The sequence below is a fragment of the Desulfomonilaceae bacterium genome (assembly GCA_041662605.1).
Classification (GTDB): domain Bacteria; phylum Desulfobacterota; class Desulfomonilia; order Desulfomonilales; family Desulfomonilaceae; genus CAJBEZ01.
On the sequence record JBAZSD010000013.1, the window covers coordinates 1 to 22,369 of the forward strand.

The following is a 22,369-nucleotide window of genomic DNA, read 5'->3' on the forward strand; positions in this document are numbered from 1 at the left end:
CGTGTGCTCTTCCGATCTATCCCAGCGCATCGATGGAAGATATCCATCAGACTCCCAGGTCCAACGCCGATATTTTCCGAGATTCGTCCCATTGGAAGACCAAAAAGATAGTACATCGTTATCGCATTGGCGATCAGTTGGTTCCCATACAAGCTTTTAGGAAGAACCCCAGGAACACGGGGAGTGAAGTTTTTGTGACAATGTGGACAATACCGCTTGGACAATCGAAACAAGACCTTTTCAGGCTTAGTTGAAGAAGTGTCAAGAATGCTTCTTTGCTCAATTCCCTTTTTCTGAAGTTGATGGCCGCACTCAGGACATAGATCCGATTCCGCCTCAACTTCCACAACCCTATCCGCTCCCAAACCATCATGACTCTTGCGGCCCCACCCGTTGTGACCTAAGCGCCCACCTTTCGGCCGCTTCTCTCCCTCTTGAACGTTTGCCTTAACAGGCAGTTGGGATGAAGGAGTGGAAGAACCGAAAAATCCTTCTTTTTCGTTCTGTTTTATTCTCCCTAAAGCCTGTTTAAGTCGATTGATCTCATCTTCCAGTTCATCAATCTTTCGCTGTTTGTCCAAGCATAAACAACAATTATTAATCGCCATCAGCGCCAACCTCTAAAGAAAGCTGATAAACTTCCTTGAACTCAACGCCATATTTAAAATCTTTGAAAAAATCGCGACAATAAAATCAAACTCAAACTATTTTATCCCCCTGTAACTGAATGGTTACCAACAGTACTAAATTCCAAGTCCTCTGCCGTCATTATCAAAGGTATTCAGACTGCCGACTTGAATTATATTGCTGTAACAGCGGCTTCGGCTAATGTAGAAAGACGTTTTTCGCATGAAACACCACATGTTTATGACACTGATCCGCAAAACGCTCCCCTTCATATCCAAAAGACCATACAATTAGGAAACCGTGGAGATTTCGAAGAAGCTTTTCTCCATCTTAGCGCTGCGATAAAACTTGACCCCCAGAACTCTGATTATTATCGTGAAAGGGCCAAACTTAGGGTACAGCTCGGTTTCATGAATGAGGCCAATAAAGATTTGGCTATTGCGGAAGCAACTCTACAAGAAAAAGCGGAGATCCCTTAAAGAATCGGCAAAAGGAGCCGCTTGGCGGACTGGCAAGCTGCCAGAATGCCTAAGATCTCAACCCCAAAATAGAGACCTGCTCCGTCGCTACAACCTGCGCTAGTTTTTTTGTTGCCAACAAACGACGAATTGCCTCGACGAATTGCCTCTTGACTAGTGCCTCGGAACCAAATAGAATGTGACGTCATATTCTGATTATGACCTCAGGAGGAGAAATGAATGAGTCCTGTAGCGCTTGGGAATGTCAACACAAATTTTGAAAACCTTCCGCGTCGAGACCGAGAGAAATTACGTCAGCGCGGAGAGATACTCGACGCTGCGCTAAGACTCTTCTCGGAAAAGGGGTATCACAACGTCTCTATGCACGAGATTGCAGGAAAGGCAGAGTTCGGGATCGGAACATTATATAAATTTTTCACTAATAAGGAGGACTTGTACAAGGCCCTTATCATGGAGATGGCGGAAAAGTGGCACCATGCTCTCATGCAGGTCCTCGAACAGGAACGGAATCCTCTGCAAGCCATCAACAGGTACATCGCCCTCCGTCGGGAACTGTTTTTCGATAATCTACCGGTCATGCGCCTGTATTTTGCCGAAACCAGAGGAGCGAGCTTCCACATAAGAGCTGGTTTGGACCAAGATCTCCTTAAGCTCCACGATGAAGGAATTGAGAAATTGGCATCATTCTTTCAGAAGGGCATCAAAGCTCATCTGTTCCGGAGCCTTGATCCCTATTATATGGCACTGGCGCTTGACGGAACGATCAACGCTTTTCTTTTTAGCGTCATGAACGATCCCGCCCAATTTAGAGCGGGGGACAATCTGTCAATCGCCACGGACATTTTTTTCAGAGGGGTGCTGGACAAGTGAGAAAGCGTATCTAAGTCATGCCTGCGTCATTCAACTTCAAAACAGGGTAGACCACAGAAAGGTGGAACACTATGGAGGAAAAGAAGCCTGCGATCGGCGGAGTTCCTTTTGAGAATGGGCTATCTTTTGATGTCGCATCACTGTTAGACGAAGATCCAACCTTGCCGGATAGTGTTGAGATGAGAGAACTTCAAGCGGCCGCACTGGCTAAACTCCTGGATGCCATGCCGATCCCTGCGGTATTGATTGATCCATTGTCGCTCATAGTCTTTGCCAACCAATCTTTCAGGCGAACAATCCTGCAACCCGAGAAACTACAAGGCCTATCCCTCTCAACGCTGTTTCCCGACAAACGTGTTTTCACAAAAATCCAACACCTGACGGAGGAAGTCCTTACCACAGGAAAATCCCAAGTTGTGTACGCCCCGTTTGAAGTTACAGATCAGAGGATCTGGGGACACCTGCGCTTTCAGTCCATGAGGCTCGGCAATAATAAGTGGATGGCGCTCTTGATGGAAGACCTGAGCAGTGAAAAAACTCAGCTCTTGTCGAGCCATAGAGACTACTACGGAGTTCAAAAGGAAATCGTGGAGCGTGGGTGTGCGGATAAATCGCTGTTTGAGAATCAGCAGAGGCTTGAGCTTTCGCTGAGAGGGGCGGAGTTGGCGCTGTGGAACGTCGATCTTCAAAAAGACACCGTGCTTGTTGATCAAACGTGGGCCGACATCTTCGGCGATCGCCCCGAGGGGATTCAGCTTGGCGCGAGTTTTTGGTGGAGCCTCATTCACCCTAATGACCGATCTAGGGTCTCAAATGCTTGGAATGAGCATGTTGAGGGAACTACAGAGCGCTTTGAGTGCGAGCATCGCATCAGGAACAAGTTTGGAGAATGGGAATGGCTGTTGACTCGGGGAAAAACAGTGGAACGCCTGCAAGACGGTAAGCCGCTAAGGGTTTCCGGGGTTGCGTTTGCCGTCACGGATCGCAAGTGTGCTGAAGAAAAACAGTTTCAGGCTTCTAAAGTATTTATGGACGCGATAGACCCGATTTTCATCAGGGATTTGAAAGGCGATATCATTGACCTGAATCGCAAGGCTGAACAGACCTATGGCTGGAGTCGGGCCGAGTTGATCGGCAAAAGCATGAAAACAATTGTGCCTCCGGACCTTCACTCACGGGCGGAAGAGTTACATGAGCGCTGCAAGCGGGGAGACAAGGTTGAAAATGTGGAGGCTGCTCACGTAACAAAGTCCGGCGTCACTATCCCGGTCTTGCTCAGCCTCTCACTCTTGACCAACGAAAGAGCTGAGCCGGTAGGTATAGCCACCATAACCAAGGACCTGAGCGACCTCAAGCGCACGGAAGAGGTGCTTCGTGCTCAGACGAAAGCGCTGGAACGCAGTAACAAGGATCTGGAGGAATTCGCCTACGTGGCGGCTCACGACCTAAGAGAACCACTCATCGGAATTGCGACTTATATCAAACTCCTGGAGCGGCGCCTGAAACGCAGGCTCGACGCACAGGCAGATAAACTTATCGCCCGTGCGCTCCACACAATCACCCGAATGGACCATCTCATTCAGAGTCTCTTGTGGTATTCACGTCTGGCAAGCGAGAAAAAGCGTTTTGCGCCCACTGATTGCAATGTCACTTTGGAAGAAGCCCTGTCCAGTTTGAGATCAGCCATAGAACAACGTGGAGCTATCGTCGAGAGTGAATCACTTCCCACGGTGATGGCCAATCCGTCACTGCTGATCCAGGTATTTCAAAACCTGGTAAGCAACGCAATCAGGTTTGCCGGTAATGAACGCCTCAAGATTCGTATCGGTGCGCGACGTGAAGAGGGCGAGTGGAAGTTTTTTGTCGAGGACAACGGCATCGGAATCGAACCACCGTATTTGGACCGAATCTTTCGTATCTTTGAGCGGATTGATTCAAGCCCGGATAGTCCTGGAACAGGCATAGGATTGGCCAACTGCAAAAAGATTGTGGAGCATCACGGAGGACGCATCTGGGTTGAATCCAAACCAGGAAAAGGTTCGACGTTTTTCTTCACCATGCCGCATCAGATGGTTTCTGATACTTAAATGAGAATCGGGCTCGAACATCAAACGAGAGTAGCCTGAAGATGGCGGATCCAGCTCAGATGGGACTCTGGGAGCATGAGGGTTCCCAGAACAAGTTGTTAAGACACAAGGCGGCGGGCACGACCGTCGCACAAATCAGATCAAAAGGAGATAATACTATGTCAAAGATTAGGGAAATCAGAGAATCCATCGACACGAAACTGGACAAATGGGAAGCCACAGTGACGGCGGTCGAGGCCCAACTGCAACAAACCAAAGATCAAGCCCTAGAGGAATTCGAAGTTCGGAAGAAACAATTGAACGAGGCGCTGAAGGCATTCAAGTCAGAAGTCGTTAAGGCAAAAGGGCTTGCAGATGGAAAAAAAACCGAGATTCTGGCCCTGTTCGAGGATTTGCCGGTTCAACTGGCTTTGGGTAAAGCTGAGGTGAGAGATTCATTCGAAGCCCAGAAGGAAAAGATCCGACACTCAATCGCCACGCTGGAAACCACCATTGACCATGACCTGGACGCTGCTGGCCAATCAATTGATGAGTCGCTGGAAAGAGCCGCAAACAAGTTCATCGTAGCCGCTATTGGATTAGAAGCTGAGATGGAGGCCTTGGAGATTCAATTTAAAGTGGAAAAGGCTGGAGCTAAGACTCAGCTCGAGCATAAAAAGAAGGAACTCATTGCACAGATAAATCGGTACAAAAGCCAACTCGATGAAAAGAAGCAAATGGCCAAGGACAAAGCCACAAACTTTGAGAGTGAGCTATCGGATGGCATGTCCCAGATCATAAAAGCGTTCAAGAAGCTCTTTGATTGAGAAGAAAGTCCAGGAGAAGGCAGCGACGCCTAACCGAGCCTTCTCCAACAACGGGGAAAACCCATCGAACGACGGGAATTACAGCAAACACATTCTTTAAGGTTGCGTCATGCTCTCGCAAAGACTCACAGTTATCTTGTTCGTCAGTGTTTTAGCGTTACCGCTCCTTGGCTGCGGTCACCAGCAGCAATCTCCGCCGCCACCTGTCCTGGAAGTGACTACGATGACGGTCCAGCCTCAGCGGCTCTTGCTGACCACTGAATTGCCGGGCCGCACGTCTCCGTACCGTGTTGCGGAAATCCGACCCCAGGTCAATGGCATCATACAGAAACGCCTGTTTGTGGAAGGTTCAGATGTCAAGTCCGGCCAGGTGCTTTATCAGATCGACCTCGCCCCTTTTCAGGCGGCGCTCAACAGCGCTACGGCTAACCTTGCTAAATCAGAAGCTAATTTTGTTGCGACCCGCTTGCGGTTCGAGCGATACAAGGGATTACTCGCAGAACAAGCTGTCAGCCGGCAGGACTACGACGACAAAGAGGCTGCGCTGAAACAGGCCGAGGCCGATATTGAGTATTGCAAAGCGGCGGTTGATACGGCCCGCATCAATCTAGAGTATACCGGTGTCACCGCGCCCATCTCCGGGCGCATCGGTAAATCCAACGTGACGGATGGCGCTCTGGTGACGGCGTATCAATCCCTAGCCCTGGCAACCATTCAACAACTGGACCCCATATACGTGGATGTGCCCCAATCCACCACCGAACTGCTGCGATTGAAGCGCCGCCTGGAAGATGGCCGTCTGAATCGAGACGGAACGAACCAGAAGAAGGTCAACCTCATCCAGGAAGATGGCACAGCATATCCGTTGGAAGGGACGCTTAAGTTTCGTGACGTCACGGTGGACCCCACGACCGGGTCTGTCGTCCTGCGGCTTGTCTTCCCAAATCCAGACGGAATTCTCTTGCCAGGGATGTTCGTCAGAGCGGTGGTGAAAGAAGGTATAAACGAGCAAGCCATTCTTATTCCGCAGCAAGCATTGTCACGCGATCCAAAGGGGAATCCCATGGCGTTGACCGTGGACGCCGAAGAGAAGGTTCAACAGCGACAACTCACTATTGGTCGCGTCATCGGCGACAAGTGGCTCATCTATTCAGGTCTCACATCCGGTGATCGTGTGATCGTCGAGGGTATGCAGAAAATTCGGCCGGGCGTTTCCGTGAAGGTTGTCCCTTTTGGCTCCGATGGGAAAGCCGATTCGGAACCCGGGAATTCGGCCCAGCCGGCCGGAAAATCGAACTGACGGGGAAACATAATGTTATCGAGATTCTTTCTGGATCGGCCGGTCTTCGCCTGGGTCATAGCGATCATTATGATGGTGGCGGGTGGCTTGTCGATCTACAATCTGCCCATATCGCAGTATCCTCCCATCGCCCCACCGTCAATCGCCATTGACTCCGTTTATCCCGGGGCCTCTGCGGAGACCGTTGAAAACACGGTGACGCAGATCATCGAACAGAAGATGACCGGCTTTGACAAGATGCTGTATATGTCCGCCACCAGTGATTCAACCGGCGCCTCCCGCATCGAGTTGACCTTTGCCCCGGGAACCGATCCGGACCTCGCCTGGGCCCAGGTGCAAAACAAGCTCCAGCTCGCCACGGCGAGCCTGCCGGACGTGGTTCAGCGCCAGGGCGTCAAGGTCAGCAAATCCACCAAAAACTACCTGATGGTCGTGGGCCTGATCTCGGAAGATGGCAGCATGGATGGGTATGACTTGCAAGACTATGTCCAGTCCAACATCGAGAAGGTGCTGGCGCGTGTACCAGGTGTGGGCGAGGTTACAAGCTTCGGCGCCCAGTATGCCATGCGGGTGTGGCTGAATCCCGACAAGCTTACCGATTACCAAATGACGGTCGAAGATGTTATCACGGCGCTTCGAGCCTACAATGTGGAGGTCTCCGCCGGCCAGTTCGGAGGAGCGCCGGCGGTGGAAGGCCAGCGCTTGAACGCCTCGATTATCGTCCAAAACCTCCTCAAGACCCCTGATGAGTTTGCCGCCATCCCCATCCGCATGAATCCGGACGGGTCCGTCGTGCGAATCAAGAACGTGGCACGGACGGAACTTGGCACTGAGTTCTACAATCAGTCGTCATTTTTCAATGGCAAACCTGCCGCTGCCCAGGCTATCCGGCAGGCCGCCGGCGCCAATGCGCTGGATACGGCTAATGCCGTCAAAGCGAAACTGAAAGAGATGAGCCGGTACTTTCCTCCCGGCATGAAGGTCATTTACCCTTACGACACAACCCCTTTTGTCACCGCGGCCATCGAGGAGGTAGTGAAGACCCTTTTTGAGGCCATCTTGCTGGTCTTCCTGGTCATGTATCTCTTCCTGGGGAACATCAGGGCTACGCTGATACCGACCATTGCGGTACCGGTGGTGATCCTGGGGACCTTTGCGCTTCTGGGGCTATTCGGGTTTTCCATCAACATGCTGACCATGTTTGCCATGGTGCTGGCCATCGGTCTCTTGGTGGACGACGCCATAGTGGTGGTGGAGAACGTGGAACGAATCATGACCGAGGAAGGTTTGCCGCCTAAAGAAGCCGCCCGAAAGTCTATGGGAGAGATCACCAGCGCGTTGATCGGAATCGGGTTGGTGCTCTCGGCGGTGTTCGGCCCTATGGCGTTCTTTGCAGGCTCCACCGGTGTCATCTACCGCCAGTTTTCCGTGACCATCATCGCCGCTATGCTTTTGTCGGTTGTTGTGGCCCTGATCCTAACGCCGGTTCTCTGCGCATCGCTTCTCAAAACAGTGGGAAAAGGCCATGAGGCGTCTGAGACCGGATTTTTCCTTTTTCGGCCATTCCTCCGGTGGTTCGACCACATGTTCTTCTGGGCCAGAGACAGGTACATGACGATGGTCGGTCGTGTTCTTTCAAAGCAACTCCGTTACCTGTTTATATTCCTAGTGATTGTGGTTGCATTGGGATTTCTGTTTCAGCGCATGCCCACCGCCTACCTTCCTGATGAGGACCAGGGCATACTGTTTGTTCAAGCGATGCTTCCGGCAAATTCGACCCTGGAACAGACCGAGGAGGTCCTGAAGAAGGTAAACAACCATTTTCTGGTGGATGAAAAAGACGCAGTGGAATCCTGTATGACGATTGCCGGTTTCAGCTTTTCCGGCAGTGGACAGAACATGGGCTTGGCATTTGTGAAACTCAAGGACTGGGAGCTTCGCGACCGGCCGGATATGAAGGCCGATGCCCTGGCCGGAAGGGCCATGGAGGCGTTTTCAAAGATCCGCAATGCCATGGTGTTCGCCTTTCCGCCGCCGGCTGTCGTCGAACTGGGTCAGGCCAAAGGTTTTGATTTTCAGTTGCAGGATCGCGGCGGTCTAGGCCACGCCGATCTGATGGCGGTCCGCAACCAGCTCCTGGGGATGGCCATGCAGGACCCAAGATTGACCAGGGTTCGGCCTAACGGCATGGAAGATGTGCCCGAATATCGGATCGACGTGGATTTGGCAAAAGCAGGCGCTCTGGGGACTCCCATCACCTCCATCCATACTACCATCTCAGCGGCCTTCGGTAGCGCCTATGTGAATGACTTTATCCAGGCCGGACGGGTCAAGCGGGTATATGCTCAGGCGGACGCACCCTACCGGATGTTGCCCAAAGACCTGGAAAAACTCTATGTGCGCAATACCGCAAGTAAGATGGTCCCCTTTTCTTCTTTTGCGTCAGGACACTGGACTTCCGGTTCTCCCAAGCTGGAGCGCTACAACTCCTTTCCGTCCATAAATATCTGGGGTGAGGCGGCCCCGGGGAGGAGTTCCGGTGAGGCGATGCAGGCGATGGAAGAGATTGTGTCGAAATTGCCCCAGGGCATCGGTTTTGACTGGAACGGGCTCTCTTACCAGGAGCGCATGGCGAGCTCGCAAACGGCCATGCTCTATGCATTTTCCATGCTCGTTATCTTCCTTTTTCTGGCGGCTCTTTACGAGAGCTGGACCGTTCCCTTTTCGATCATGCTGGCGTTGCCTCTCGGGGCTATCGGCGGCGTGTTGGCCTCATCGTTTCGGGGATTGCCCAATGATGTCTATTTCCAGATAGGACTTCTCACTACCTTGGGGTTGACTACTAAGAACGCCATCCTGATCGTCCAATTCGCCAAGGATAAACTGGAAGAGGGGATTGGAGTGATCGAGGCCACACTGGAAGGGGCAAAATTGCGGCTTCGTCCGATTGTTATGACATCGCTGGCCTTCGGCTTCGGGGTCCTACCACTGGCGTTAGCCACGGGAGCAGGAGCGGGAGCGCAAAAGGCCATCGGCACCAGCGTCCTGGGCGGGATGGTTACAGGAACATTCCTGGCGATTTTCTTCATTCCACTCTTTTATATTGTGGTTCATCGGATATTTGAAAGAAAAAACCGCGGGCAGCCTGAAACGACCGAGCAGTCTGACGTGCATCCTAAAAATGGCCTCTGATATTTACGCAACAAGGCTTGTCCCAGGTAATCCCTCGGCGCAGCATATTTTCGTCCAAGACTTTTCAGTGTCGGCAGCGCCAAGGCTGCTAAAAGTCGGGAAGGTTCCTTCGACAGGACAAAGGACTCAAAAGAAACTCACGATAGATGTTGACGAGATTGACAAGTAGAGCGGGAAACAATTTCGCCAGGCGAGAAATCAAGCAGACGCCCGTTAATTCAGCAACTAACCTGGCGAACGAGGACAGGAACGGTCGGGTACGACCCTCTGGAGGCTGTCTCCTAATCAGAATTCAAAGGAGGCGCCTTATTACCCGCTCCTTACCAGGCTGAACACCTGAACCGGCTCGCTCACATTCTTGAAATTCATCAACCCCCTGTCGAATAGCGTCACATCTTCATCTTCCGCCACCCTGCGGGCCGTCTCCGGACCGACGAGAATATCCCCATGCTTTGCAGCGGAGGCGATTCGCGCAGCAACATTTGTGACTGGCCCCGTCGCAGTAAAGGTCATTCTGGTTCCTGAAACCCCTGTGAATCGACTCATCCCTACAGCGGCCGTGCCGGAATTGATGCCCATGTTAATTTCAACCGGTAAGAATCGATTCTTCAATTCCTCGTTAATCTCCATTGTCTTATTTCGAATCTCCAGAGCCGCCTTTACGGCAGCTAACGCAGTTTTCTTCGGCTCACCCTGAAATATGACCATGAGTCCGTCACCTGCCGTTTCGTTTATGTCTCCCCCATGATCGTAGATGAGGTCCAGGAAACTGGAAAAATACTTTTCGATGATGAAAGTGACTTTGTCCCGGCTCTGAGTCTCACTGATGCAAGTATAACCCGCAACATCCAAAAACAGCACGGTAGCGTCTATGTCCTTCTTTTCAAGGTCAGGGGCAGCAGGGTCTTTTTCCACGATCTTCTGAACTGTTGATGGGACAAACGGCCTTAGATGATCCAGAATCCTATCTACGGTAAGCTTTTCCTGGGACATTCTCCAGTGGTTTCGAGCATTCTTGATTACATTGCTGGCGAGTTGAACGAGATCCTGCAATAGTACAAAGTGCTTTTCGCCCATGGAGTGACCGGGCTGCGCTATAGCGTCAAGAACAGCGAGTGGTCTGCCTTCATCATAGATTGGAAACACTATTTCCGAAAAACCATCGGCATACGGGCCGGCCGCCATTACATGGCCGCCATGATTATCAGGAAGAAAACAAACGGCAGAGGCGGTTTGACCGACGGCGCGGTTTACCGTTTCTCTCCCACGTTTACATAGCTGGCAATTGATCCGTTGCTTTGCCACTGCGCAATGAAGTGGGCGGGTATAATTATGGGCTTCAGGGTCTGTTACAAGAAGACAAACCTCCTGCAATTGAGGTAAGGTCGCTCTTGCTTCGTCCCGGATCATCTCCAGCACTTCGCTAATGTTCATTGACGACGTTAGCTTTTGGGCCACTCGAAAGACGTTTTCGAAGCGTTCCCTAAAAAGTTTTCCTTCTGCTAGAGACAGTTCCTGCTCTTCATGATCCATATTTGAAGCATCAGTGGGTCTTGGCGCCATGATTTCTACTTCGAACATGTCTTTTGTAGATGCGCATATGGGGCAAATCCACGTGTCAGGTAAATCCTCGAACGCCGTTCCCGTGCCTATGCCATTTTCCGGATCACCTTGGGCGGGATCATAAATCCAACCACAAGTATTACATTTCCACTTAGCCATATCTGTATTTCCTTGAATCTCTCATAGAGCGTCATCCTCAATGGGCTGCCGCTACGTGTTCCTCAAGCTCTCGGGTTCATGTTCCGCCGCTTTCCTTGAAAAAGAGATTTTTCTAAAGCTTTTAAGCATAACTCTCTTAACGCCTCATGGTCAAACATAATATCCCCAGAAAATTGCCCAAATCATCATCGAGATCAACTAGTTTAGAACATAATATTAATGATTTAGTGTTTTGTGCAAATAGAAATCGGGAAAGTTCTTAACTTCAAAATATTGACTAAAATATCCACAATCTATAGTAATCTACATTGAGCAGTTCGTCTGGGACTCCATGCTGTGACCGATCAGGGTCAGAGAAACTATCCCGCGGTTCTCCAACCGAGCCAAGACGCTCAAGATCGCAAGGCATTTGCGTGATTGCGGTCCGATATACCCCAGCCGTGCTTCCTAGGTCTGGAAACAAGCCCAAGTTTCCAGAGAATTAACCGACGCAGAGTCAGCCGGATCAAGTAGGGAGGCTTCTGAGAAACCTCCGATCCTCATGAGACTCTGCAACATGGAAACATAATTCGATGCTATTCCAGTGGATTAGCGCTCCAAATAGACCGAAGGGGAAACATCATGAAAAGATCACTGAATAGCGTGAGCCTTTTGGTGTGCGCTTTCATCATAATAGCGGGAACGCTCGCGCAAGCTGCAAGCTTCGAACTATTGGCCAACAGCGCCATGCATGAAGACCGGCCCACCGCGGAGACCAGCAAGCTCTTGAACGATGAATTACTGTTTCAGCGTGCGACGCAGGCCTATCTCTGGGCGATGCCGCTTATCAACACCATGGGCATGAAAACCGGGTCCGAGAAAGTATTCGGCGCCGGCTACAACGTGTTGCCCATCTGGAAGGACCGCCTGAATGCCCGGACCCTGGTAACCACCCCCAATTCCGACGTTCTTTATGCAATGAGTTATGTCGACCTCGGCACGGACGGGCCCTTAGTGCTGGATGCGCCGCCAATGCTCCAGAGCATTCTGCTCGATTTCTGGCAACGTCCTATCCCAGGGCCTACGATCCGGGGACGGAACTTCCTCGGCGATATCGGCTTCTTCGGTCCGGACAAGGGCCAGGGAGGCAAGTTCCTGCTACTGCCGCCAGGCTATACCGGCATGATTCCTGATGGATACTATGTCTATCGACCGGAGACCAACAACGTTTTCATTTTCTTGAGGGCCTTCTATCAGGATCCCAAGGACCTGAAGCCTGCCGTAGATTTGCTGGAAAAGACCAAAATCTATCCACTGAACAACGAAGCCAAGGCCAGGAAGATGGAATTCCCGAATGCCTCGCTGGTTCCCGCAAATATGCTGCCTGCCAGTGACTTTCAAGCCTTCGAGCAACTCAAGCTGCTAGTGGACAGCGAAACTGACGGATTGGGTGACCCAGACTGGATGGGAATGCTCGGCTCGATCGGTATTGAGAGAGGTAAGCCGTTCAATCCGGATGACCGTTCGATAGCTATTCTCGATCAAGCCGCCAAGACCGCCTACAAAATGAGCCGTGTCATCGGCCTTCAGGAAACGGACATCAATGGGGTTTCGTATCGTGTGTACCCTGATCGGCAATGGGCGAACCCTGCCGCGTCCGGCAACCCTTTTGACCTGAACTGGTTGAAGACCAACACCGCTTATCGTGCGCTGGACGCCAGAATAAACTTTTTCACCAACTACTACTCAATTAGTCCCGGAATGATTTCGCAGACGCCCGGACTTGGAGCGAATTACATGGTCGTTAACCGGGACGCCGATGGCGATCTCTTGACCGGAGCCAGTCAATATTTACTGAAACTGCCTGCAAATGTGCCTGCAAAGAACTTCTGGTCCGTGACCCTCTATGACGCGGCTAATTCGTCAGGTCTCGACAATGGACAGCCTTTCCCTTCGCTAGGTTCCCGAGACAAGCCTGTCGTCAACGGCGACGGCTCCATTGATCTCAGTTTTGGGCCGACGCCCCTAAAAGGAAAGGAGGTTAATTGGCTCCGTACGGTCCCCGGTAAGGGTTTTTTCGTAATTCTCCGGCTTTACGGTCCGACTGAAGCGTCATTTGACAAGAGTTGGAAGCCAGGTGATTTGGCGAAAGGGAAATGACTTTTCCAACAATCTTTTGAACCCAGGTCAAAGCGCCGGGATAGCGGATATTGAAAGGATAGAAGATTAATGACCATTCACATGAAAATTTTTTCGGATTATGTCTGACCGTACTGCTATATCGGCAAGGGTCTTGTCGAAGAATTGAAAAAGAATTTTCCAATCGAAGAAACCTGGGTTCCATTTCAGTTACGACCCGCAACTCCGCCTGAGGGAATTCCATTCTCTGCACTCTTCCCAGGTATGGACATCAAGGAGCGTTACGCTGGTTTCAATAAGGCGGGAGAGCCTTTTGGGCTCCGATTCGGTGAACGCTCTTTTCTCTCCAACTCCCAGCCTGCTCTCGAGGCCAGTGAATATGCGAGAGACAATGGGAATTTCGATTCATTCCATGAGAAAGTCTTCCGGGCGTACTTCACCGATCTACTCGACATTGGTGACACAACGATTTTGTTCAGGTTGGCCCAAGAGGTGGGCCTTGATCCTGAGGAATTGAAGCGTTCTCTGGATGATGGGCTTTATCGGACCAGGATAGAAGAAGGCTTGAAGGAAGCGGCTCGATATGGGATCACTGCAGTCCCGACCTTTATCATCAACGAGGTCCACAGAATCGTCGGAGCGCAACCATTGGAGTCATTTAGAGACAAATTAAGACGTATCCAACAAGCTGACGAATGAAGCAGCATGCTCCACTACGAACAGTTTGAAACGGACCGCCTGTCAAATCCTTTCAACTATTTGACAGGCGGCATGCGTTATTGTTTTTTGGTTTCTTTGGCGCTTTCATCATTTTTCGGCTGATCAAGCCGAACCAACAACCATTGCTCTGTCTTCTCATTGCCGAAATGCACGAGCGCTTCGGTTTGATCTTGTGTAAGATTGAAAACGCCCGTCTCCATGATTATATCGGTGTTCTTGCCGTCACCAAAAGTCCATGCCGCTCGCTGGGTCTTTTTGTCGACCTTGCCTTTCACAGGCCGAGAGATGTCGGTGGCTGTGTTGTAATAAGTCCCAGCTATCACTCCGTCTTTGTCGACTGCAAGCTGCAATAGCGCATTTGAATCGGTGGCCTGGTCTCGCGAGATAGCGAAGACCCCAAGCGGCAACCATTCTGTTTCAGGCGCCTGGGTTGAGGGAGCGCTGGTCGCGAGATCACTGGCCTGCTGATAATATTCGTCTGCGCTTGCGACCCGTTTTCCGTTCACGTAGACCTGTTCGTCCTCGTAATATACACCTTCACCATAATCATAATAGGCCGGAGAGTCCCAGGCGCTTCCCGCCACCCAACCGCCCAACGCGGCCCAGGTAGCTGGCCTCCACCAATGATTACGAGCGTATTGGTATTTCCCCATGTTTTGCCAATAAGCCTGGGCCATGTTTGGATGGTCTTTCCACCATTGTGGCGTAAAAAGATTGTCGTATCGTCCCTGCATGTTGTCTCGAATTTGGCCGGCATTTGCCCGTGAAGGCAATTGCGAAGGACGATCCGCTGTGCCCGGTCTGGCCCCAAGGTCTGGACGCCCACCTGCTCTTGGTCTTTCAGCAGGGAGTGTACCCGCCTGGGGACGATCTCCGAGTCCAGGTCTCCCGCCAGACTCGCCCCTGTCCGCAATACCGGGTCTTTCCCCTCCGGGCTTCTGGGACCCCAGCAATTGCTGCGCCCCTGCAAATCCGAGCGCTCCCGCGGCTGCGCCAACGCCGACCTTTCCCAGATCCGACAAACCTTTTCCATCCTGTTGGGGAAGATTCAAGAATTGCTGCACATCACTCCGACTCGGTTTAGATCCTCCTGCGCCGGGAAGTTTGGTCTGAATTTTTGAGCCGGCAGCCGGGGAAAGTTTTTGGCCGGAATGACTGGGGCGGTTAGATGCAGCCTTGCTGGGAGAAGAAGAACGCTGTGACTGAGATGAGACATTGCTGGATTGTCTCGGTTTTGACTGCGAAGCTGATGAGCGCGATGGGGAATGGGAACTCATGGAAGGACTGCGGGAAGCGGCGCCCCCTCCTCGATAGGCCGCGCCTCCACCTCCAAAGCCTCCGCCTCGGCCCCCTCCTCGTGAGAAGGCGTCGTCAGCGTTTAAAAAGAGGAAAAATACAAACAGCATAGGCAGAGCGAATACAGCTAGTCTTTTCATGAACTCCTCCGTCATTTCCCGGATTCTGGTTGAGCTTTTTGGGCGATCTTCCTTACTACGGTCACCTCATCGATGTCCGGAAGAAGTTCTCCTTCCACTTCACGGCTAACGGACTGCCAGGTGAATGCGTTCGGGTCCACATATGTATAGATGTTCATGGATGATGCTTTCTGACCAGTACCAAGGATGCTTTTCACCTTCACTGTCCATCTATTGCCCGCCCTGGACCATTCACCTTCCCCAAAACCTGCTTTGGTGTCGAATATCCAGGAGCGAATCTTTTTTGCCACAGGATCCCAACCAATGACCTGTGTACCCTCGAGATCCACGCGATCCCCCACTGTCACACGGAATGCGCCGTTAATGAAGGCATAGTCCTTGGCCCAGCGATATGTTGTTTCTACTCTGGCGTTTTCGTCCTGGTCCACCCAGTCGCCAACCAGCCATTCGAGTGCGCCAAGCTTTGCGATTGTGGCAATAGGAACCGGGGATTCAGCTTCTTCCACTTTAGAAAGCTTCCACATCCCGTTTTCTTTTACGAGAGTAGCGGTGAAAAGAACTTCTTCTTTCTTTTCCTTGGGACTATGGAACACCGCAAAACCTTTGGATATCGCTAGATCAGGCGATTGGAGTTCAACGCGGAAAATAGCCGCCTTCACCTGGATGCCCTTTTGTTCGGCAAAAAGCTTTTCCAAAGCGGGTCGTATTTCGTTCGGCCCCTTTGCGAGTTCTCCATCCTGGCCTATGTATGTGCCGTCCAGGCTCCAATGCTCAGCCGCAGCCGAGGCGTCCCCGTGGTTATAAGTGTCTTCATAGGATTCAATGGCTTTTCGAATGGCGATTTCATCCTGACTTAAGCCGGTGTTTTCGGCGCTCACTCCCGAAACCATTAAAATTGAACCGATTATCAAGGCCAGTGCGACTCTACCCACCACAGCGGTCCTCCTTATTCGGTAGTCCAACTTTTATAGAATAACTTCATATACAAAATTATACAAATCAGGCGCCATTTTCGTTGTTTTGGGGATTGTGATAAGTCATCCGATGGTTCCCCTCAGTTTAAAATGCCGTCTCGGGGTGTTTCACTATCTTCTATTGATCCGAAACGTTTGCAGCGCAAGTTAGTTGGCTAATTCGTGCGGGCTCTTGCGTCTGCGTAAGGTCGTCAGGTGTCAGGCGATCCCCATTGTCGGTCGTAGTCCGCCGGGCCTAGTGGGTGTTCCGCCAGGATGGCGCTGTAAATACGATCAGGGGCTAGTGGAAGATCATGAAAGCGGATGCCGGTCGCATCGGCCAGAGCGTTGGCCAGCGCGGGGGCTACCGGGTTGATCGGCGCTTCGCTCATGCTCTTCGCTCCTAGTGGGCCAAAGGTGTCCGTTGTCTGGGCAAAATAGACCTCGCTGCGTGGGATGTCGGCATAAGCCGGGATGCGGTAGTTACGGAATGTCGGGTTGACGACCCGCCCTTCCTTGTCGAACACTATTTTTTCGTACAGGGCCCATCCCAGTCCCTGGGCGATAGAGCCTTCGACTTGGCCTCGGAGCTGCTGCGGATTGATCACTACCCCAGCATCGACTGCCTGAACGCTCTGGAGGATCTTGATTTCCCCGGTAATACGATGGACCGCAATCCAGAAACCGTGCACGTTGAAAGCTACGGTTCGCGGGGTTCCATGGGCCTTGCGTACGACCCGCAGAACCTGCCCCGCCTGCCGCGCTAAGTTGTGAAGATCAACCAGGCTCATGCGGGCGCCATCACAAACAACAGTGTCCGGTTCCAGTCGGCATTTGTCGCGAGCCGTACCACAATGCCCGGCAGCAAAATCCAGGATGCGATCCCGGAGGGATTTGGCCGCTTCATGCACCGCCTTCCCGGCGACGGTCGTCCCAGTGCTGCCGAACGGCCCGGTATCATAACCGGTGCGATCGGTGTCGGATTGGATCGAGATCACGCACTCCGGGGAAGCGCCAAGCACCGTGGCCGCAATCTGGTGGCGGACCGTGGTTGAACCATTGCCAAATTCCGGCGACCCGATGGTCAGGTGGTAATTACCATCCCCTTCCAGACTGAGACATGCCTCGGAACGATGCTCGGTGGGCGGGGCGCAACCAATCATTGCCAGACCGACACCCTTTCCTACTAGCCACTCATCTCCCTCGGGGCATGCCCGTCCCTTGCCTCGGGCGAGAGCGTCGCGCACCAGATCGAGGCACTGGTCCAGTCCATAGCTTCCGTAGTCCAGGTCGTGCGGCTCCCCGCTCAGGGACGTCATCGGATCGTAAGGGCGTATGACATTACGATGTCGGAACTCGATGGGGTCGATGTTCAAACCTCGGGCCAGTTCGTCCATCGCCGACTCGACCGCAAAAATAGTCTGCGTCAGCCCGTAACCTCGAAAGGCCCCCGCAGGAACAGTGTTCGTATAGACAGCGAAAGCATCGATCTTCTTGTTCGGGCAACGATAAACCGCAACCGATTCACCAGTGGAATGGAAAAGTGTGGAGCCTCCATGCGTGCCGTAAGCTCCGGTATTGGAAACGATACGCAACTGGAGAGCAGTCAGCGTGCCGTCGCGTTTGGCCCCGGCCTTCACATGGATTTTCATCGGATGTCGCGTCGTGGCGCCGAAGAATTGCTCCTCCCGCGTATACTCGAGCTGTACCGGCCTGCCGGTCTTGATCGAGGCAAAGGCGCAAATATCCTCTGTCACCATTTCCTGCTTCGCCCCAAAGCCACCCCCGACACGCTCGCAGAAGACACGCACACTGTCCGGATACAGGCTAAAGAGATAGCACAGCTTTGCCTTGGTAAGGAACGGGGTCTGCGTGCTGGTACGGACGTTCAGACGACGGTCGTCGTCGATCCACGAGATCGTGCAGTGCGTCTCCAGATGAGCATGCTGGGCTCGGTGCGTCGAATAGGTCGCTTCGTGGATGACATCCGCCTGCGCGAGGCCGACCTCGACATCACCAACGCCGCCGTGGAGTTCGAGCAGGATGTTTCGGCCCGGACGCTGGATGCGGGACTCCACGCCTTTGTCATGGAGCACGGGCGCACCGATCCTCATCGCTTCCTCAGGATCGAAAACAGCCGGCAGCAATTGATAGTCTACCTCCAGGCGGCGGCATCCCTCCTCCGCAGCCCCCTCGCTATCCGCCAGCACGGCAGCGACGCGCTGACCGACGTGACGGACCACGTTGTCCAGAATATACGTGTCGTTGGGATCGGAGTGATAATCGTCGTGATTGGCAGCGGTAAACAGTAGCCGTGGGACATCCTCCCACGTGAAAACCTCGTGGACACCGGGCGTCGCCAGTGCGCGGTCCTTACGAATGGACAGGATTCGCGCGTGCGCATGAGGCGACCGGAGCAGTTTCAAGTGCAGCATTCCGTCGATGCGCATGTCGAGGGTATACCGCGCCTTCCCCGTGACGATTGCTGAAGATGCCGGCGCTGCAACGCTACTCCCGACGGAAGCTCCTGGGGTCGGTTCCTCGATCGATTTGATCCTGCGGATTGCGTCCTCTATCGAGTGGTATCCAGTGCAGCGGCATAGATTACCCTTGAGCGAGCGAGGAAGGTCCTGGAGGTCTTCCTCGTTGAGGCTGGCCGCTGTCATCGTCAACCCACATGTACAGAAACCACACTGGAAACCCTGTGCGTCGATCAACGCCTGCTGCACGGGATGCAGTTTCCCATTGCCGGCCAGTCCCTCGATCGTCGTCACTTGTCGGCCGGCAGCGCGAAAAGCCGGCACCAGGCAACTGTGGACGGGAACACCATCGAGCCAGACTGTACAGGCTCCACAATCCCCCGTATCGCATCCCTTCTTGACTCCGAACCATCCCAAATCGCGCAGGAAGCTGCGCAGGCACTGCCCGGGTCGTGGCTCGGTGGAGAAGGTCCTACCGTTGATGTGATAGGTCATGCGCCTCCTCCTGCCGAGAGTTCTCTACGGATGTCCTCAGCGAAGTAGTAGGTTAAGTGTTTGCGGTAATCGGGTGTCCCGTGAACGTCATCCAGGTACCAAGAATCCGGGATTGCTTCGCGGAGCTTGCTTCGGAGTTGATCGGCAGGAGGGATCCGAGAAAACTCAATCCTAACGGGTCGCTCGGTAGCAGCGGTGACAGTGAGCGCCATACTCCCGTCGAGCGGGCATAAGGTGGCGATCAGTAGCGCCGAGGACCGGCCCATGTGGGTCAGGGACATTCGGCGAAAGCTCGTTCGCTTTTGAAGGGCGGATGCCGGCAAGTCGACGCTGCGAAGCAAGTCGCCCGGTCTGATGAGGTTCTGGTGAACTCCGGTGACGAAATCTACGACCGGCACGGCCTGCTCACTGCCATCACGCCGCCAGATCGTGCAAACACCTTCGAGAGCGGCAGTCAGGGAGGTCATCGCTCCGGCCGGCAGGGACATGCAGATGTTCCCACCCACGGTCGCAGTGTTCCAGATTTTGAATGATGCCAGCAGCGACCTACAGCACTCGCGGATCAGCGGGGCCGCCCGCCACTCAGGTGGCGTAACGAGAGAGTAAAGCTGGCTGATCTTGCACGTCGCTGCAATTGTGAGACCTAGCTCATGAACTTGCAGCGATGGCCAGCGGAGCCCTTCGAGATCAATGAGTCGGCGCACGCCAGGCTGCTGTTCAGAGAAAAGCCACGTTCCTCCGGCCAGCCAGGCATCCGAGTCGCGCCAGTCAGGGACGTCATCCCTGGTTGAGGGACGAACTACTTCAGAAACAGTGTTGAGATCCATGTTACACCGCCGTTCGCTTCCAATTGTCGCTCCGCCGATAATTGGGAATTGCCGGAGCCGATCACCTTGGCATCATGATGGATGCGTCACTTTGAGTACTTCTATCCCGTCACCTGACGAAACAGGAGGGCCAAGCCCGTCAAAAGGACAAGAATCAGCAAAAATCCTCCGGCAGACAAAGCCCTATCCTTTTCCGAATTCGCCTTGAGCCAAGGAGCGAGTAAGGAGTTCAGCACGGGCATCACGGCCCATTGGAGAATGGACACGCTCAGGGCGTTGCCGATCAGCATGGCCAAGGCCAGTCCCAATGGCTCCATATACGGCCCAGGAAAGAGCGTGAGCGCCATAACAGTGGGATAGAGGCCGAGAAGCACCGTTAGGGCCATCTTCCACGATGGCGGAGGCGTTTGCTCCGGACCGTGAGCAAGGCCCGTGAACCAGGAGCCGAAGCCGCCCGGTAGCGTTTTCAGTTCGAAGTCGCCGACCTGCGCTTGCAGTTTCTCCACCCACTGCGACCGAACCGACGAGTCCAGCCACCCCTGAAGTGACTTCTCATCGTCGAAGTGTATCACCACCACCCACTCGTTTCGCCGGCTGTCACCTGGAGGATAGACCTCTGTGCCGCGGTAGCCGGCAAAGCCCTCGGCGGCCCCAGTGACGCCGCTCTGCCACTCCATGAACCATTCCGCAAGGACAGGTGGGACTTGTTGAACCACAACTGCGGAAGCCCGCGAGATATGCACTTCCAAGCTTTAACTCCTCATGTTCTAATATCTGAACACGCACTGTTCAGCAAACAGGCGCGAGGCTCAACCTCGCCGCTGATTTACACCTACGCTCCTTCAGGAGCTTTCTTGTAGGCGCGCTTTCCTGCGACCCACGTCTCGTCGATGTTGCGGTCGTCGCCGACCGTCATGACGCCGAACAGTAGCTGGGCCGCCTGCTCGATGGTCTCCGGGCCGGCGCCCTCCACGATGAGCGACTGGCGCCAGCGCATTGCCAGTTGCCCGGCGTTCCAGTCGACAGCGACGAAGTCGGCCTCTTTTCCCTTGTCGAAGTTGCCCAGCATGTCGTCGAGGTACAGCGCATGGGCGCCTCCGAGGGTGGCCAGGTAAAACGCCCGGTAGGGTGATAGTTTGTTCCGTTCAGCCTCGGCCAGGTCTTGCTCACGCGGATTGACGGAACCGTCTAGCATGGTGTTGTTGCACATGCCTACCTTATAGGCTTCCTCGAGCACGCGAACGATGGTGAACGCGTTGCCTCCGCCCATGTCGCATCCTACTGTGATGCGGACGGGGTACTCGGGGTCCGTAGCGCGGCCCAGGCGGAAGAGGCCACTGCCTAGGAACAGGTTCGACAGCGGGCAGAACGCAATCGCTGCGCCCGCCTTCGAAAAGCGTCGCAACTCGTCATTGGAGAGCCAGACCCCGTGGCCGGCGGTGAACTTCGGTCCCAGCAGTCCGTGTTCCTGGTGGACCTGCGTGTAGTCCTCGCAACCGGGAAAGTAGTTGTGCGCTGTGCGAATCTCGGACGGGTTCTCGGAGATGTGCGTGTTGACCCAGCAGTCATTGTGCTCCTGCTTCAACTGCCGGCAGCGGTCCATCATTTCCCCGGTGCAGCCCACAGCGAAGCGTGGCGTGATAGCGTAGAGATTGCGGCCCTTGCGGTGGTAGCGCTCAATGAGCCGCTTGGACTCGCGGTAGAATTCATCCGGCGTGATGAGGACCTCGTCCGGCGCGAAACGGTCAATTCCGGTCAGGCCGGCGATCACGCGCATGTTACGCCGAGCCGCCTCGTCAAAAAACTCCTCCGTCGAGACGGGGCTGCTGGTGGTAAACGTCAGGCATGTTGTTGTGCCCCCGGCCAGCAGGGCGTCGAAGAAATACCTGGCAGCGGTGCGCGAATAGTCGCGGTCGCTATACTTCAGCTCTTCCGGAAAGATCCAGGTTTGAAGCCAATCAAGCAACTGGTTACCGTATGCCCCGAGGACCCGAACCTGAGGAAAGTGAATGTGCCCGTCGATGAACCCCGGGAGGATCAGCCGATTTTGCAGATGGGTAACCGGAAACTCGGGGTAGCGCGGCGAGATGTCGGCGAAGGCGCCAAAATCCACTATCATCCCGTCCTTGACGACGAGCAATCCGTCGCGGATGAAGCGGGCAGCGTCCTGCTCCTTTCCGATGTGCTTCCACGGGTCGTCTATGAAATCGAAGAAAGTTCCTCGGATCGCGCAACTGGCGCCTGTCATGACGGTTCC

Annotated in this window: 16 protein-coding genes; 8 read left to right on the forward strand and 8 right to left on the reverse strand. The window is 53.6% G+C overall.

Annotated features, from left to right (window positions below):
- Nucleotides 1–608, reverse strand: a 608-nt coding sequence (locus tag WC647_11415) for an IS66 family transposase (protein ID MFA6222909.1), incomplete at its 3' end; no start/stop codon positions are given.
- Nucleotides 609–794: 186 nt separating this feature from the next.
- Between WC647_11415 and WC647_11420 the strand changes: the two genes are divergently transcribed.
- From WC647_11420 to WC647_11445, 6 genes are all read left to right on the forward strand, one after another.
- Nucleotides 795–1,106, forward strand: coding sequence for a hypothetical protein (locus WC647_11420; protein ID MFA6222910.1), 312 nt, complete (start codon nucleotides 795–797; stop codon nucleotides 1,104–1,106).
- 219 nt (nucleotides 1,107–1,325) lie between these two features.
- A complete protein-coding gene (locus tag WC647_11425; GenBank protein MFA6222911.1) occupies nucleotides 1,326–1,976 on the forward strand; it encodes a TetR/AcrR family transcriptional regulator in 651 nt (216 codons plus the stop codon).
- A 71-nt stretch (nucleotides 1,977–2,047) separates the two neighbouring features.
- On the forward strand, nucleotides 2,048–4,063 hold the full coding sequence (locus WC647_11430; protein MFA6222912.1) for a PAS domain S-box protein: 2,016 nt from the start codon (nucleotides 2,048–2,050) through the stop codon (nucleotides 4,061–4,063).
- 158 nt (nucleotides 4,064–4,221) lie between these two features.
- Nucleotides 4,222–4,869, forward strand: a complete 648-nt coding sequence (locus WC647_11435) for a hypothetical protein (GenBank protein MFA6222913.1) — start codon at nucleotides 4,222–4,224, stop codon at nucleotides 4,867–4,869.
- A gap of 223 nt (nucleotides 4,870–5,092) precedes the next feature.
- The gene (locus WC647_11440; protein ID MFA6222914.1) at nucleotides 5,093–6,169 is read left to right on the forward strand and encodes an efflux RND transporter periplasmic adaptor subunit; all 1,077 of its coding nucleotides are present in this window, start codon (nucleotides 5,093–5,095) and stop codon (nucleotides 6,167–6,169) included.
- A gap of 12 nt (nucleotides 6,170–6,181) precedes the next feature.
- Nucleotides 6,182–9,361, forward strand: coding sequence for an efflux RND transporter permease subunit (locus WC647_11445; protein MFA6222915.1), 3,180 nt, complete (start codon nucleotides 6,182–6,184; stop codon nucleotides 9,359–9,361).
- A gap of 309 nt (nucleotides 9,362–9,670) precedes the next feature.
- Here WC647_11445 and WC647_11450 read toward each other — a convergent pair whose 3' ends face one another.
- Nucleotides 9,671–11,083 (reverse strand): rubredoxin, encoded by a 1,413-nt coding sequence (locus WC647_11450; protein MFA6222916.1) that lies wholly within the window; start codon nucleotides 11,081–11,083, stop codon nucleotides 9,671–9,673.
- Nucleotides 11,084–11,704: 621 nt separating this feature from the next.
- On the opposite strand from WC647_11450, the gene WC647_11455 reads away from it, so the two are divergent.
- Nucleotides 11,705–13,222 (forward strand): DUF1254 domain-containing protein, encoded by a 1,518-nt coding sequence (locus WC647_11455; protein MFA6222917.1) that lies wholly within the window; start codon nucleotides 11,705–11,707, stop codon nucleotides 13,220–13,222.
- 120 nt (nucleotides 13,223–13,342) lie between these two features.
- Nucleotides 13,343–13,900, forward strand: coding sequence for a DsbA family protein (locus tag WC647_11460; protein MFA6222918.1), 558 nt, complete (start codon nucleotides 13,343–13,345; stop codon nucleotides 13,898–13,900).
- A gap of 77 nt (nucleotides 13,901–13,977) precedes the next feature.
- Here WC647_11460 and WC647_11465 read toward each other — a convergent pair whose 3' ends face one another.
- From WC647_11465 to guaD, 6 genes are all read right to left on the reverse strand, one after another.
- Nucleotides 13,978–15,357: a hypothetical protein gene (locus WC647_11465; GenBank protein MFA6222919.1), complete on the reverse strand. Its 1,380-nt coding sequence runs from the start codon at nucleotides 15,355–15,357 to the stop codon at nucleotides 13,978–13,980.
- Between the two features lie 11 nt (nucleotides 15,358–15,368).
- Nucleotides 15,369–16,289 carry an SgcJ/EcaC family oxidoreductase gene (locus WC647_11470; protein MFA6222920.1) on the reverse strand — a complete coding sequence of 307 codons (921 nt, stop codon included), beginning with the start codon at nucleotides 16,287–16,289 and terminating at the stop codon, nucleotides 15,369–15,371.
- 233 nt (nucleotides 16,290–16,522) lie between these two features.
- Nucleotides 16,523–19,285: a molybdopterin cofactor-binding domain-containing protein gene (locus tag WC647_11475; GenBank protein ID MFA6222921.1), complete on the reverse strand. Its 2,763-nt coding sequence runs from the start codon at nucleotides 19,283–19,285 to the stop codon at nucleotides 16,523–16,525.
- Complete coding sequence (locus WC647_11480) at nucleotides 19,282–20,112, reverse strand: FAD binding domain-containing protein (GenBank protein ID MFA6222922.1); 831 nt, start codon at nucleotides 20,110–20,112, stop codon at nucleotides 19,282–19,284. The genes WC647_11475 and WC647_11480 overlap by 4 nt, the downstream gene beginning before the upstream one ends.
- Before the next feature lie 101 nt (nucleotides 20,113–20,213).
- Nucleotides 20,214–20,684 carry a hypothetical protein gene (locus tag WC647_11485; protein ID MFA6222923.1) on the reverse strand — a complete coding sequence of 157 codons (471 nt, stop codon included), beginning with the start codon at nucleotides 20,682–20,684 and terminating at the stop codon, nucleotides 20,214–20,216.
- A 260-nt stretch (nucleotides 20,685–20,944) separates the two neighbouring features.
- Entirely contained in the window at nucleotides 20,945–22,360 is a 1,416-nt protein-coding gene (gene guaD, locus WC647_11490) for a guanine deaminase (GenBank protein ID MFA6222924.1), read from the reverse strand.
- Between the last annotated feature and the right edge of the window lie 9 nt (nucleotides 22,361–22,369).